Here is a 14,567-nt window from a genome sequence, read left to right as displayed (position 1 = left end):
CGCTGACGACTCATGGCACCTCCTATTTGGGCCTCATTATGAGGCTTGGAGGTGTCTACGAAACCAGGGGCGATTCACAATGAACCCCTTGCATTGCGACATCGACCGCCTCGATAAGAATCTCCGCATGCTCTTTCGTAAACGCCAATAGCGGTCGTATCTTGAGCACGTTTTCGAGCGGGCCGGCGGCACTAATCAGCACCCCATGCTCACGCATTGAGTTGACGATCTTGCGAGCCTGCTCGGCTGCAGGTCTCTTCGTCGCACGGTCAGTGACGAGCTCAACACCGAGGAACATGCCAGCCCCCCTGACGTCACCGATCATTTCATGGCGCTCCGCAAGCTTTGTCAGGCCACTCAGCAGATAACCGCCAATGTCATGCGATCTCTGCTGCAGATGTTCTTCCTGGATGACGTCCAGGACAGCTTGGCCTGCTGCACACGAGACTGGGTTGCCTCCAAAAGTATTGAAGTAGCGCATGTTCTTTCCGAAGTCATCAACTACCTCAGAGCGTCCAACGATACCGGCTATGGGCTGACCATTACCCATGGGCTTACCGAGCGTGACAATATCCGGACGCACGTTATGCCTCGAAAAACCCCACATGTTCAGACCGGTACGAGCAAAGCCTGGCTGTACCTCATCTGCGATGTACAACATTCCTTCTGCCTGGGCCAATGCAACACCTTCAGCGAGGAAACCAACTGGCCCCGGCAGGACACCGTCGCTGGAGAAGATGCCATCCAGCAAAATAGCCGCGGGACGGATACCGTGCGCGTTCAAGTCATCGATCGCGGCACGTACGTCTGCGGCGAAAATCGACGCCACGTTTTCGGCCCCCAGACGGTAAGCGTCAGGTGCGCGAACGGTACGGACATGCTCCGGGAGCACCATGCCGCGACCGAGCGACGGCGATAGCTCGGCTATATCTCCAGTTACACCGTGGTAGGCAAATTGGGTGATGATGACGCCGGTACCGCCTGTGTACTGCTTGGCGATCCGAAGGGCGAGGTCATTCGCTTCACTCCCGGTACACGTGAACATGACTCGATCCAAGTCACCAGAGAATGTGCCCAACAGCTGTTCGGCATAATCGAGAATCCCCTCTTGCAGGTAGCGGGTATGCGTGTTCAGCAGAAGTGACTGCCGATACATTGCCTCAACCACTCGGGGATGGCAGTGACCAATGGAAGCGACGTTGTTATAGGCATCCAGATAACGACGGCCCTGCTCATCGTAGAGCCAAACGCCCTCCCCTCGAACGGTATGGAGCGGTCGTTCGTAGAAAAGACGGTACGCAGGGCCCAACAGACGCTCGCGGCGTTCAATCAAGCGTCGTTCCGTTTCCGAAAGCCGGGTTGCGTCCTCTGAAGTGAAACCGTTGATCATGCTCATGCTTTGACCTCTCGCAGGCACGCTGAAGAAATTCGATCTTCAATTTCAGATCGAGACAGAGACGACATTGCCTTCAAATTTGCCCACGCGCGCTGGGCGTTTCGAAGGATGTACTTGCGATTCTCAGGATGGAGCTCGGCGCGCCATGAGTTGATGCAAAGGGCCAATGCCAACCGCGTGGCCAGCAGCTCCGGCAGCAGCGCCAACTCATCATGCGTAAGCCGATTGTGCTGGTGGTAAGCGCCAATGACATCCAATGCCGGCTCCAGGACATCTCCGACCTGCCCAAGGTGGTATGAAGCGGCAACCGCTACTTCGTTGACCAATGGTGCGTACACCATGTCACCGAAATCAAGGATGCTCCGCAGCACATTAGGGCTCTTGGCATCCACGATAATGTTGTGCGGGTTCGTGTCATTGTGAATAACTTGCTTTCGGAGCCGAGGGATCCGGGGCAAGACGACGGATTCGTACAGGTCAAGACTTTGCTCGACCATGCTTCGCTCCTGACCAGGCTCGATGTGAATCAGGAGCGGTCGAAGGTGCGGGGCATGCTGCATGTCCCAGAGCAGAGCATGCCCGGCGGCCGGATGAGTGAAACCTTCCAGCGCTACGTCAAGCCGAGCAATGGACTGCCCAATGACTCGGCGAAACGCCGTTGTGGTGTGACTCACACAATTAAGAGGCATACCGTCTTCAAAAGACAGGAGTCGAGCTAGCATGCGCTGCCCATCAATCTCAACAGAGGTGGCGTATTGGCCCTCAAGTGACGGATGCACGCGTTGAACCGGAAGCTCGGGATCTCGACGCTCGATTCTTCGCATCGCCTGGTTGTGGAAGTCGACCACATCGGGGTTCTCAAGCGGATGGGAGAGCTTGAACAAACGAGATGACCCGTCTTCAAGAATCACGCGGAAATTGAGGTCTCGCTCTCCGCCCAATTTTTCGAGCTTGCCGCTTAAACCAAATTGCTGCTGGAGCACTGCGGACGCTTGTGCATCAGTAACCAGAGCTGGAGCAGCTTCCAGTAAGCTGTCATCAACAGCTAAATTTTCAAGTGGCATGACTCACGTCCTCATCCGGCTTTCGAATGGCGCCCCTGTTTCCAAGGGCACCATGCATCACTTATTGACCCAAGCGTTGAATCGCTCCTCCAGATCTTCACCATGATCGATCCAAAACTCGGCGTCGGTAGCCCGGGCGTTTTTTAGATTTTCGGGTGCAGTCGGGAGTTTTTCGCCAACACGTTTATCTACCAAGCTCATCGCGTTTGTGTTGCTGGGCCCATAGGGAATGGCTTCGACGTAATTCTTCTGTTGAACAGGCTCGCTAGCGAAGGCGATGAAGCTCTCTGCCAATTCCTTTTTCGGAGATCCTTTCACGATCGCCCAGTGGTCGAGGTCGTAAAGGCTTCCATTCCATTGCATTGCAAATGACTGGCCTTCCTCTTGGGCAGAGGTGACACGACCGTTGTAGGCGGAGGTCATGACCACGTCACCGGCTACCAGCCATTGCAGAGGCTGCGCGCCGGAATCCCACCATTGGATGTTGGATTTGATTTCGTCGAGCTTTTTGAAAGCGCGTTGAATACCCGCTTCAGTGCCGAGAAGCTTGTAGATGTCTTGGTTGCTTACTCCGTCCGCAAGCAGCGCGAACTCCAGCGTAAATTTCGCTCCGCGACGAAGGCCTCGCTTACCGGGATATTTTTTCATGTTCCAAAAGTCGGCCCAACCTTGCGGGCTAGAGGCTAGCTTCTTGGGATCATAGGTCAGCACAGTCGACCAGATGAAAATGCCGACGCCACAGTCGCTGACAGCGGCAGGAATGAAATCCTCCTTCTTCCCTATCCGGCTCCAGTCCAAGGGCTCGAACAACCCCTCACTGCAACCACGGATGAGCTCAGGAGATTCGACCTCCACAACATCCCAACTGGTTTTACCGGTGTCGGCCATCACCTTGATCTTAGCCATTTCGCCATTGTAGTCATCAGCCGTTATGGTCGCGGCGCTCTTGGCTGTGAAGGGTTTGTAGAACGCCTTTTCTTGAGCCTGGCGATTGTTCCCGCCAAAGGAAACCACGGTTAGCTTTTCAGCGGCACTCAGCGGGCCTGCAATTGTTCCAAGCAAAAGTACAGCTGCGATTTTCTTATTCATGCGTCTCTCCAGGTCAGCTACGGGTCGTGGGCAGCTTTAAAGGGATGGCAGTTTTCTTGTAGTGGCAGCAATCGATCGAATGTGACGCTTCCCCCGGTGGGGACAGAATTCATTAAAACACATAATAAATATGATGCATCATATTTTGCGCTACACTTGTTCTCACCACTGAGAGGGATCCCGCCATGACCGATCAACGTACTCTGCTTCTCACCGGTGCGAGCCGTGGCATAGGCCATGCGACCGTGAAACATTTCAGCGCCGCGGGTTGGCGAGTCTTTACCGCTTCGAGGCAGGATCTGGGCGAAGGCTGCCCATGGGCCGAAGGGATGGCCAACCACATTCACCTCGACCTCGGGAACGTGGAGGATGTACAGAGCAGACTGCCGGAAATAAGAGAGAAGCTCGGTGGCCGACTGGATGCCCTGGTTAACAACGCCGGCATTTCACCAAAAGGCTCAGATGGGGAGCGGCTAGGGGTTTTGGAATCCGACTATTCGACCTGGCTGAACGTTTTCAATGTGAACATCTTCTCGACAGCACTGCTGGCTCAGGGGCTTTTTGAGGAGCTCAAGAGGGCAAAAGGCTCAGTAATTAACGTCACCTCCATTGCGGGTTCGCGCGTCCACCCGTTTGCAGGTGTCGCTTACGCCTGCTCGAAAGCGGCGCTATCCGCCCTGACTCGTGAGATGGCACATGACTTCGGGCCTCACGGTGTTCGCGTAAACGCAATCGCTCCCGGGGAGATCGATACCTCCATCCTCTCCGCCGGCACCGAGCTGATAGTTGAGCGATCGATTCCAATGAAACGCATGGGTAAGCCAGAGGAAGTCGCCGCACTTGTGCATTTCCTCTGCACGCACGGCGCTTCGTATATCAATGGCGCAGAAATTCACGTAAACGGTGGGCAACATGTCTGAGTTACTCGATAATCGCTGCCGGTAGCCTCCCCTATCCAGCCGGGCATGTGCCGCACACGAGTACGCGATGAATTACCCTATTGAGAACCTAAAACGCTCCTATCTTGGCAGCGGTATCTATGGCTTGCTACGGGAAGCTTTGATCACAGGCCGCTTCCAGCCTAACGACCGGCTACGCATACGCGATCTTGCTGAACAATTAGGTACGAGTGTCACGCCTGTTCGGGATGCCATTCTTCAATTGGCGAAGGAGCAGGCTCTTGTTCTCAAGACGCCGAGAGACATTCGCGTCCCAGTACTGACCTCCAAGCAGTACCTGGAAATCAGAAGCATTCGGCTCTCGCTCGAAGGATTGGCAGCCGAAACCGCCGCGTCCTTAGCGACCCCGCAGCAGTTGATACGGCTGGAAACCTGCATTCAAAACAACCTCGCAGCGATTAAAGGCAATGACTTGACGTCAGCATTGACCTTCAATCACGAGTTTCACTTCAGCTTGACGGAAATCGCTGATATGCCGGTACTTGCAAGCCTGCTGGACGGCTTGTGGATGCGTACTGGGCCGCTGATTGCTCGCGCCTATGGAAGCTTCAACGAGCGCATGGCGATTGACCATCACTGGGATGTACTCGACGCGCTCAAGAAACGGGATGGCGCTAGAGCTCGCAAGGCAATCTGCAGTGACATTCTTGATGGGAGTCAGAAAATGTTGGAATACGTTCAACTTGAGCATGATTGAATACCCTGCGTCTGTTGAGGCTGGGTTTTGGCAACGTTACCGGGGCGTTGGCCACGATGGATGACAACATAAATGCGGTGCGCATTGGGATAGCTGACATCCTGTACGTGCGAGTTCGTGCCTGATGCAATCGTCGTAGTAAGCGCTGAAGTCGAAACGTGCCAAGTCACGATGCATGGATAGCTTGGCCACGTCCATCTGATGGCTCAAATAGCTGCGGTCGCTAAAAATAGAAAACCCCTGAAACCATTAGGAGTCAGGGGTTTAGAAGTAGTGGTGCCCAGAGACGGAATCGAACCGCCGACACGGGGATTTTCAATCCCCTGCTCTACCGACTGAGCTATCTGAGCCGCAGCGAAATTAAACGTTTTTACGGCTGGGGCGTCAAGCACGAAATCAAAAAAAATCAACTAAATCCTATGCTTAGGATTTTCCGTAATGTGGAAAAGCCACGAAGCTATTAGCGCTAAATAAAGCTGATGCCTCTCTCGCAAGGTCGCGAACACGATGAACAATTGAGCCTGATCACACTCAATTGAACACCCAGAGCACGCGGGTGAGCGCGTCCGTCAGGTTGGCATAACGGAAGCTTGCATGGGGTTGTAGCTGAAAACTATCGTTTGCGTAGAGCGTCACGGGATCGCCCTCATCCAGCCAGACGGTCAGCTCGCCTTCAAGCACGAAGCAGCCCTGCTCCGAACTGTCGTCCAGGTACTCTTCCCCACTGGTTGCCCCAGGCTCAAGACGGCTGTCAAGCATGGAGAAGCCTCCAGCTATCGTGGGCGAGACCAGGACATCGGTAATACCACCTCCGAAATACAGCGTACGACGTTCATGCGGACGCGTTACCCAACTAAGGTCACGGGGCTTGTTCAGGTTGTAAAAATAGGCTGTTGATACACCGAGTGTTTCGCTGATAGCCGTCAGGTCCGCCACGGTTGGACGCGACACACCCCGTTCAACCTGGGAAAGAAAGCCAACCGATCGGCCAATGCGTTGAGCCAGCTCGCCCAGCGTCAGCCCTTTGAATTTGCGCAAGTCGCGAATAAGTATCGCCAGGCCTTCAACTTCTTCGTGCATTTTCATCATTAAACCCATAGATCAAAAAAGTGCATGCGCTGAAAAGCCCTTGCTCAACGCCTCAAAAACCGACAACACGAATGCTTGCGCCTTATTGTCCAGGACACGGTTCACATACGTGTCAATCAACACCGGAGCTGCCGAAATTTTTGTGAAACGTGAGGGTAGAGAGCAGAGGAGATAGAACCCATCGCCCCCAAAGCGCTGCGCAGAGGTCGGCCAGGCAAGATGTCAGTATCGCGAGCAGCATGCTGTGAAGCGAGCTTGTGGGCCATGGTTAAGCGCAGCTGTAAAATTATTTAGTTATTTTCATGAAAAAATACATGAATAATTTCACAAATCAAGCGCGTCACGAAACTCGGCCGCAGCGTCGAGCGGTGCACGTTGTCGCTAGCGGGGCAAAACCCTGACGATGTACCAGGGCAAGTCAAGATCAAGGGCTCTGAAGGGTGATTCCTTTCAGCGACTGAGCGCAAAGCGAGCACCTCGGCATGAGTCTGCAGACTGTCAGCAGAATCATGCCGAGCTGCTATGTGTTAATGGATAGCCTGATAGGTCAGGTCCAGGCACTTGCGCGCCTTTTCCACCAATTCGTCGATCTCTTCAATGCTGATCACCAGCGGTGGTGCGATGATCATGGTGTCGCCCACCGCGCGCATGATCAGGCCGTTGTCGAAACAGTGCTGGCGGCAAACCATGCCGACACCCTTGCCTTCGTAACGCGCCCGCGTGGCCTTATCCTTCACCAGCTCGATCGCACCAAGCATGCCCAGGCCGCGCACTTCGCCCACCAGCGGGTGGTCAGCCAGTTCACGCAGGCGTTTTTGCAGATACGGCGCGGTCACTTCGCGAACCTGCTCGATAATCTTCTCTTCTCGCAGGATACGCAGGTTTTCCAGGCCCACCGCCGCCGCTACCGGGTGGCCGGAATAGGTGAAGCCGTGGTTGAAGTCGCCGCCTTCGCTGATCACCTTGGCCACTTCGTCACGCACGATCACACCGCCCATGGGGATGTAACCGGAGGTGAGGCCCTTGGCGATGGTCATCAGGTCGGGCTTGAGGCCGTAGTAGTCAGAACCAAACCACTGACCGGTACGGCCAAAGCCGCAGATCACTTCGTCGGCGACAAAGAGGATGTCGTACTTGGCGAGGATTTCCTTGACCTTCGGCCAGTAGGTCTGCGGCGGGATGATCACGCCGCCGGCGCCCTGGATCGGCTCGGCGATAAAGGCGGCGACATTGTTCTCGCCGACTTCCAGAATCTTCTTCTCCAACTGCTCCGCCGCCCACACGCCGAACTCAGCTTCGGTCATGTCGCCGCCTTCGCCGAACCAGTAAGGTTGCGGGATGTGCACGATATCCGGGATCAGGCCGCCCTGCTGGTGCATGCCGGCCATGCCGCCAAGGCCCGCGCCAGCCACGGTGGAGCCGTGGTAGCCGTTGATGCGGCCAATGATGACCTTCTTGTCCTTCTTGCCCTTGATCGCCCAGTAATGGCGAACCAGGCGCAATACGGTGTCGTTGCCTTCGGAGCCGGAGCCAGTGAAAAACACATGGCTCATACCTTGCGGGGCCACATCGGCAATCGCCTTGGCCAGTTCCAGCGCTGGCGGGTGCGCGGTCTGGAAGAACAGGTTGTAGTACGGCAGTTCCTTCATCTGCCGGCTGGCCACCTCGGCCAGTTCGTCACGACCGTAGCCGACTGCCACGCACCACAGGCCAGCCATGCCATCGAGAATCTTGTTGCCTTCGCTGTCCCACAGGTACACGCCCTTCGCCGAGGTGATGATGCGTGGGCCTTTCTCGGCAAGTTGTTTGACATCGCTGAAGGGTGCCAGATGATGATCACGGCTCATCGCTTGCCAGGCAAGCGTTTGCGAATTCTTTTCACTCATCTACTTCTCTCCATCAAAATACGCAGCTTGGCTGCGTGGGCATTTTTTTATATTGATAACGGCCAGTTTTCAGGCGGACTTCAGCATCAGTTGGCGCAGTACCGAGCGTTGCCGACAGGCTTTTCCAAATGACTGGAAGATCGTTAGGTAATGCGGGTTTTCAAGTACCTGAAACTCTGGATGCCATTGAACGGCCAGGGCAAAACCCTTGCTGTTTTCAACCGAGATCGCTTCCACCAATCCATCGGGTGCGCGTGCTTCCACTCTTAGCCCAGGCGCCAGTGCATCAATGCCCTGGCCATGTATGGAATTGACATCGATGATCGGCGGCAAGCCCATGCGATCCATCACGCCGCCCGGCTGTATATGCATCTTGTGGCGTGGGCCATATTGCTTTTCCATGGGTTCACCCTTGACCTCACGATGGTCCATGAACAAACCGGTCTCATGAACTTTCTGGTGGAGGGTGCCTCCCAGCGCCACATTCATCTCCTGAAAGCCACGGCAAATACCGAGCACCGGAACACCCGCCGCGATAGCCGCACGCATGAGTGGCAAGGTCGTGGCATCACGCGCTGGGTCGTGATGGCTGCCCGGCGCACTGGCCGGACCGTTGTAATGGAACGGTTCTATATTGGATGGCGAGCCGGTGAAGATCAGCCCATCCACCAGGTCAATGATGTCGGCGGTATCCATCAGGTCGGCGAGACTGGGAATCACAATCGGCAAACCGCACGCCGCCTTGCTCGCAGCACGGGCATACTTCTCACTGATGGTCTGGGTAGCATGCAGCTCAATTTCGCTGGTGCATGCAGTGATGCCGATAACTGGCACACGTGGCATATCATTCTCCGGCAAATCAATCTTTCGAGTTGTATTCAAACGTGTAGGTAGAGCGTGCGGCGTAACGAGAGCATCAGGACTTACAAAAACCAGCGATATTCGCGCGCATTGATTTCATTCAGAAAATCCAGTTGCTCCTGGCGCTTGTTTTCGCAATAGACCATCACGAACTCACTGCCCAGCCCTTCATTGATCACCGGATGGTGGCGCATGGCAGCCACTGCACTCAGCGCATCCTTGGGGAAGTCGATGCCGCTCTGGCGGTTGTCGTTCAGCGGCGCAATGGGTTCGACGCCGCGATCCAGGCCGTGCTCCATCCCCGTCAGAATGGCCGCCAGTACCAGATATGGGTTGGCATCGGCGCCAGCCAGCCGGTGTTCGATACGCAGGTTGCGCGGGTCGGACTCGGGAATGCGAATGCACGCGTCTCGGTCTTCAAAGCCCCAGCTAGCAAGGCTTGCAGCGTTGACCATCGCGCCGTAGCGGCGGTAGGCGTTGTGGTTGGGCGCGAAGATAGGCATGCAATGGGGCAGCAATTCCAGGCAACCCGCCACCGCATGGCGCAGGTTGCGCTGTTCGAAGCGTGCCAGGAGGTTGTTTCCGGCCTCGTCGTACAGGCTGACATGTACATGCATCCCACTGCCCGGAGCGTCCAGATAAGGCTTGCTCATGAAGCTGGCGCGATAGCCGTGTTTCATCGCAACGCCGCGGGTACTGCGACAGAACAGCGCCGACCAGTCCGCCGCACTCAGGGCATCATCACTGTGAGAGAAGTTGATTTCGAATTGGCCAGGGCCCAGTTCTGCCGTAATGACATTCGCCGGCACGCCCTGCTCGTTGGCGACATCGACCATTTCGTGCAGTACCGACGAAAAACGCGACAGTCGTTCGATATGCATGTTCGGCTGGTCGTCTTCATCATCGGTCGACGTATCGCGTGGGAACTGTGGCAGGCCGTCCTTAAGCTTGCGATCGAACAGGTAGAACTCAAGTTCGAAGGCAACCACCGGGCGCACGCCACGTCGGGCAAGGCGTTCGATCACACGGGCCAGCACTTCACGGGGCTCGAACTCGATAGGCTTCGAGGTGCCGTCCGAAGTGATCAGCATCTGCGCGATCACGTCCTTTTCCCAGCGCACCGGTTTCAACGTACCCGGCACCAGGCGCCGTGATGCATCCGGGTCGCCATCGGCAAAGCAATAGTCGCCAATATTGTACAGGCCGCCCTGGGTACCCAGCAGTACACAGTTCTGAGGCAACTTCAGGGGTGCACCCGCTGCGACTTTCTCAAGCATATCCATGGGGTAGCGCTTGCCATAGAAGTGCCCGGGAATATCCAGCGCAATCAAGTCCACGTAACGAACTTCAGGGTACTTCGCTCGAAAAGAGCGCACTTCAGTCAGCAGATCCGGAAAGATGGCACTCATCTTCTTTTCCTTGTGAGGTGAACGAATTCAATTGAATACCCAGAACACGCGGGTGAGGTTGTCCGTCAGGTTGGCGTAACGGAAATGCGTGTGGGGTTGCAGCTGGAAGCTGTCGTTTGCATGGAGTGTCACGGGGTCGGCGTCTTCCAGCCAAACCGTCAGTTCGCCTTCGAGCACGAAACAGCCCTGCTCAGAACGGTCGCTCAGGTACTGATCGCCACTGGTGGCACCCGGCTCAAGACGGCTGTCGAGCATGGAGAAGCTGCCAGTAATACGAGGCGAGGCCAGTACATCGGTAATACCTGAGCCGAGGTACAGTGTGCGCCGCTCATGGGGGCGAGTAACCCAAGTGATGCCACGGGGCTTACTCAGGTTGTAAAAGTACGCGGTCGATACACCGAGTGTTTCGCTGATAGCCGTGAGGTCCGCCACTGTCGGGCGCGACACCCCCTGTTCAACCTTGGAAAGAAAGTCATCCGAACGATCGACACGTTCAGCCAATTCGCCCAGTGTCAGGTTCTTGAATGTGCGCAGATCGTGGATAAAGATCGCCAGGCCTTCGACTTCTTCGTGCATATTCATTGTTCAGGAGCATGCCGTGAAAATATTTGAGTTATTTTTCATGAAAAAATACATGAAAAATTTCACAGGTCAAGTCGAACGCTGAATTTGGCCGGACCATTGGTCAAGGCAGGTGCTGGCGCAGCAGCAAGCGCTGGGTGAAATCCAGCGCCAGCTACTCAGGTCATAGGGTTTGATTCAAACGAAGGGGACGGAGCAAAAGCTCACGCTGAAGAGGCAGGCCAAGCGGTCGCTGCGTCTTGGAAACGTCATGTTCTAGCGTCTGTCACGGGGCATCAAAGCAGCCTGTAAATCTCGGAAACCACCAGCATCGTTGCGTCTTCGAGCGTTCCTTCATTGCGGCACAGAAACCAGCCGTGATCGGCAATCGCTCGCTCGAACGCCTTGGTACTCGCGACCTGCTCCTCCTGGGTATGGAGCAGCGTACTGCTCAGCCCACGCGACCGTGCCGCTGCCCTCGCCCATGAGATATCAGGGGCGGTGACAACCCCTACATGCAGGTCTGGCACTCGCACGTTTCGCTCAATGTTCAACTGCAGAATCTCTGCAAACGGGACTATCCGGCGAAACGCGGCATCCGACGGGTACCAGCGATCGATCAAGATGATGCTGTCCGGTGGCTGTTTAACCAGCACGTGCTGGGAAATCCAGGTACGGCTATCAGCAAAGCGTTCACAAACCCCCAACTCCAAATCCCGGCTGGGATTTCTGACGAGCGTGTTAACGAGGGCCATCGTTTCACCCCTGTAGGGATCGCTTTTTTTCTCGCAAAGTCGGATCACCTTCTTGTTGTCCGCCCTCAGCACTTTCGTAACGGCCTCCAACAGTGTGGTTTTGCCGGTCCCCTTGGGCCCATCCAGAGAAATAAATAACTGACGATTCATTCTTCACATAACGAGTGATATACGTCTTTTCCAAGACTCGAATCGCACAATAGCATTTTGCTTCCTTGACCATTGGATATAAGCAGTGAGGGCTGTCAGGTAAAACACTGCGATCGGGCGCAGCTTTGCCCAAGGGAAGTCATCTAGCCCGCGCGATCTGGTGCATAGGCTAACACCCTGCTGTTTTACCCTCTTGACCAAACAGTGATTCGATTTGCTCACCCTTGATCAGCACAGCACTGTTTTCTGACGCTCAACACGTCCAGCAATATAAACGAAACCATACTTTCGTTTTCATTGAATATCCGGCTCAAATCGTAAAAACGAAGCTATGGCTTAGTTTTCCTTGACTTCATGGGTTTCGCCCACATAATCGCAGTCATAGCTTCGTTTTTACTGACAGCCAGACAGGTTGACCACACCATGAGCGCGCTCGTACAGATCCATACCCCTGATGACTTGGGGAAGGCGGTACGCAAGGTTCGAAAGGCCCAAGGCATCACTCAGTCAGATCTGGCATTGATCGCTGGGAAGAGTCACGTATTGCTGAGAGATATCGAGACAGGAAAAGGCACTGTCTCTCTGGCCAGCGTTCTGCTCGTGATGCAGGAGTTAGGCATACGCCTCTACATGGATATACCCGGAAAATGAGAACACTCGAGGTTGTCATCAACGCGAATCACGTCGCGACGTTGAGAGATACCGCAGGCGTCTGGAGCCTTGAATACACCCCTGAATGGATTGCCAGCGCCGACGGTTACGACCTGTCTCCCGCCCTTGCAAGAGCAAAGGGCGTGATCGTTGATGGTTCTTCAGAGCGCCCTGTTCAATGGTTCTTCGACAACCTGCTACCTGAGGAGCAGGCGCGCTCATTACTGGCCAGCGATGCAAAAATCGAATTTTCGGATGCCTTTGGCCTGCTTGGCTATTACGGGGCCGAGTCCGCCGGCGCAGTGACGTTGCTCAACGACCCACACTTGCCAGCGGAGGGTGGGCTCAGACCGCTCCCCGATACAGAACTCAGCGAAAGGATTCGCAATCTACCACGCGTTGCATTGACCACCGGCGCCCCGAAGCGCATGTCGCTGGCCGGCGCACAGCACAAGCTGGCTGTCGTGCTGGAAAATGGCAAGCTGTTTGAGCCTATGGGCAGTACCCCCTCCACCCATATCCTCAAGCCTGATCACTCTCAGCGCGATCTGTATGACGCAACTGCCGTCAACGAGTGGTTTGTGATGAGCATTGCCCAGGAAGTAAAGCTGGGCGTTCCGGCGGTGTACATTCGTCGTGTGCCTGAACCGGTGTACCTGATTGAGCGGTTTGACCGCCGACGGGTGAACAATCGGCTAGAGCGGGAACACGTGTTGGATGCCTGCCAGATGCTGGGGTTGGATAAAAGCTTCAAGTATCAGCAGGCGACGCCTGAAACGTTGCGAAAAATCCTGGGCCTCGTGCGGAACGTTGCGCAGACGCGGATACAGTTGTTCAAGTGGTTGGTCTTCAACATCCTGGTTGGCAACAATGATGCCCACCTGAAAAATCTCTCATTTTTCGTGCGTGCGGACTCCTACTACCTTGCCCCTCACTACGACCTCTTGTGCACGGCGGTCTATGGAGAGTCCGCAGCACCTTGGCTAGAGGCCGAACTGGTGTGGAAGCCAGAGGGTATCCGTACGCATGCGGAGGTCACCAGGGCCGGTGTTATCAGCCTGGGTGAAGCCATTGGCGTGAACAAAGCCCTGGCAACCAAGATCATCAATGAACTGGCCGAAGGTGTGAGCAACGCAGCCAGCACAATTCTGAACGAATACGCTCATGCAATGAATGCCGGTGAGAGCAGGCTTGTCAGGCGAATCGTTCATGGTGTGATCGCTGACATGGTGCGACAGCTGAAGGATTGATCGGGATATCTGTGAAACCAATTGCAGTAGCTACCATTAGACATTGCACATCCTTGCCGACGGCGATGCATTGCAGCTCGGCAAAGGCACGGACCTTCACTTAGCTGTCGTTCACTTTATAACCTGAGGGCGGAGTCAAGCATGCTGTACTTTCAGGAAATGCTGGGCACCGCCGTGTTTGCCATTACCGGGGTGTTGGCGATCCATAAGGTTGGTGTCGATTTGTTTGGGGCCGTGGTCCTGGGCATCATCACGGCAATTGGGGGTGGCACCCTTAGAGACCTGTTGCTCGATCAACCGATATTCTGGATTGCAGATTTCAACTACATCTGGGTTGCCTTGTTCGCAGCGCTGCTGGCTTTTTTTCTCACCAAGCGACTGCAACGACGCTATCGTCTGTTGCTCTACCTTGATGGCTTGGCGGCTGCCCTCTTTGGGTTGGTCGCTACCGAGAAAGTGCTGGGACTGCATCTTGCTGCGCCGCTGGCGGTGATGATGGGCCTGTTGACCAGTATTGGAGGTGGTATCGCGCGTGATGTTCTGGCCGCAAGACCCTCGCTGCTGATCTCACGTGAGATCTACGCCACGCCGATCCTGTTTGGGTGCAGCCTTTATGTCCTGCTGCGCAGTGCATTTCCGTCGATCTGGATTGCCGGTTGGGTGGCCTTGATATTCACCTCGGGCTTGAGGTTTCTCGCCATCTACAAGGAACTGCAAATGCCCGCGATTTTCTCCACCAAGCAAGGGTAA

Annotated in this window: 14 protein-coding genes and 1 tRNA gene; 5 read left to right on the top strand and 10 right to left on the bottom strand. The window is 55.3% G+C overall.

Going from position 1 to position 14,567, the window contains the following annotated elements; translation table 11 throughout:
- Positions 1 to 55 precede the first annotated feature (55 nt).
- Genes CYD26_RS14910 through CYD26_RS14900 form a run of 3 tightly spaced genes read right to left on the bottom strand, consistent with a single transcriptional unit; the run spans position 56 to position 3,549 of the window.
- Positions 56 to 1,396 carry an aspartate aminotransferase family protein gene (locus CYD26_RS14910; RefSeq protein WP_102052964.1) on the bottom strand — a complete coding sequence of 447 codons (1,341 nt, stop codon included), beginning with the start codon at positions 1,394 to 1,396 and terminating at the stop codon, positions 56 to 58.
- Complete coding sequence (locus CYD26_RS14905; RefSeq protein ID WP_102052963.1) at positions 1,393 to 2,460, bottom strand: phosphotransferase; 1,068 nt, start codon at positions 2,458 to 2,460, stop codon at positions 1,393 to 1,395. Before CYD26_RS14905 ends, CYD26_RS14910 begins: the two co-directional genes overlap by 4 nt.
- Positions 2,461 to 2,517: 57 nt before the next feature.
- Positions 2,518 to 3,549: a polyamine ABC transporter substrate-binding protein gene (locus CYD26_RS14900; protein WP_102052962.1), complete on the bottom strand. Its 1,032-nt coding sequence runs from the start codon at positions 3,547 to 3,549 to the stop codon at positions 2,518 to 2,520.
- A 185-nt stretch (positions 3,550 to 3,734) separates the two neighbouring features.
- On the opposite strand from CYD26_RS14900, the gene CYD26_RS14895 reads away from it, so the two are divergent.
- Both CYD26_RS14895 and CYD26_RS14890 read left to right on the top strand, forming a co-directional pair.
- Complete coding sequence (locus CYD26_RS14895) at positions 3,735 to 4,469, top strand: SDR family NAD(P)-dependent oxidoreductase (RefSeq protein ID WP_102052961.1); 735 nt, start codon at positions 3,735 to 3,737, stop codon at positions 4,467 to 4,469.
- Between the two features lie 67 nt (positions 4,470 to 4,536).
- A complete protein-coding gene (locus CYD26_RS14890; RefSeq protein ID WP_102052960.1) occupies positions 4,537 to 5,205 on the top strand; it encodes a GntR family transcriptional regulator in 669 nt (222 codons plus the stop codon).
- A gap of 274 nt (positions 5,206 to 5,479) precedes the next feature.
- On the opposite strand, the gene CYD26_RS14880 is transcribed toward CYD26_RS14890, so the two are convergent.
- The 7 genes from CYD26_RS14880 to CYD26_RS14850 all read right to left on the bottom strand — a co-directional run bounded on the left by CYD26_RS14880 (position 5,480) and on the right by CYD26_RS14850 (position 11,916).
- Positions 5,480 to 5,555 (bottom strand) — tRNA-Phe (locus CYD26_RS14880).
- 181 nt (positions 5,556 to 5,736) lie between these two features.
- Positions 5,737 to 6,291, bottom strand: coding sequence for a helix-turn-helix domain-containing protein (locus tag CYD26_RS14875; RefSeq protein WP_102052959.1), 555 nt, complete (start codon positions 6,289 to 6,291; stop codon positions 5,737 to 5,739).
- 530 nt (positions 6,292 to 6,821) lie between these two features.
- Positions 6,822 to 8,180, bottom strand: a complete 1,359-nt coding sequence (locus CYD26_RS14870; protein ID WP_102052958.1) for an aspartate aminotransferase family protein — start codon at positions 8,178 to 8,180, stop codon at positions 6,822 to 6,824.
- Positions 8,181 to 8,249: 69 nt separating this feature from the next.
- The gene (locus CYD26_RS14865; protein WP_102052957.1) at positions 8,250 to 9,023 is read right to left on the bottom strand and encodes a gamma-glutamyl-gamma-aminobutyrate hydrolase family protein; all 774 of its coding nucleotides are present in this window, start codon (positions 9,021 to 9,023) and stop codon (positions 8,250 to 8,252) included.
- Positions 9,024 to 9,103: 80 nt separating this feature from the next.
- Positions 9,104 to 10,450, bottom strand: coding sequence for a glutamine synthetase family protein (locus tag CYD26_RS14860; RefSeq protein ID WP_102052956.1), 1,347 nt, complete (start codon positions 10,448 to 10,450; stop codon positions 9,104 to 9,106).
- A gap of 27 nt (positions 10,451 to 10,477) precedes the next feature.
- Positions 10,478 to 11,032: a helix-turn-helix domain-containing protein gene (locus CYD26_RS14855; RefSeq protein ID WP_102052955.1), complete on the bottom strand. Its 555-nt coding sequence runs from the start codon at positions 11,030 to 11,032 to the stop codon at positions 10,478 to 10,480.
- A 275-nt stretch (positions 11,033 to 11,307) separates the two neighbouring features.
- Positions 11,308 to 11,916, bottom strand: a complete 609-nt coding sequence (locus CYD26_RS14850; RefSeq protein WP_102052954.1) for a dTMP kinase — start codon at positions 11,914 to 11,916, stop codon at positions 11,308 to 11,310.
- Between the two features lie 423 nt (positions 11,917 to 12,339).
- Between CYD26_RS14850 and CYD26_RS14845 the strand changes: the two genes are divergently transcribed.
- From CYD26_RS14845 to CYD26_RS14835, 3 genes are all read left to right on the top strand, one after another.
- Positions 12,340 to 12,567, top strand: a complete 228-nt coding sequence (locus CYD26_RS14845) for a helix-turn-helix domain-containing protein (protein ID WP_065761721.1) — start codon at positions 12,340 to 12,342, stop codon at positions 12,565 to 12,567.
- On the top strand, positions 12,564 to 13,817 hold the full coding sequence (locus CYD26_RS14840; protein ID WP_102052953.1) for a HipA domain-containing protein: 1,254 nt from the start codon (positions 12,564 to 12,566) through the stop codon (positions 13,815 to 13,817). The genes CYD26_RS14845 and CYD26_RS14840 overlap by 4 nt, the downstream gene beginning before the upstream one ends.
- 141 nt (positions 13,818 to 13,958) lie before the next feature.
- Entirely contained in the window at positions 13,959 to 14,567 is a 609-nt protein-coding gene (locus tag CYD26_RS14835; RefSeq protein ID WP_102052952.1) for a trimeric intracellular cation channel family protein, read from the top strand.

It is taken from the genome of Pseudomonas sp. FFUP_PS_473 (genome assembly GCF_002858665.1).
Lineage (GTDB): Bacteria > Pseudomonadota > Gammaproteobacteria > Pseudomonadales > Pseudomonadaceae > Aquipseudomonas > Aquipseudomonas defluvii.
This window is presented reverse-complemented; position numbering and strand designations above follow the sequence as displayed.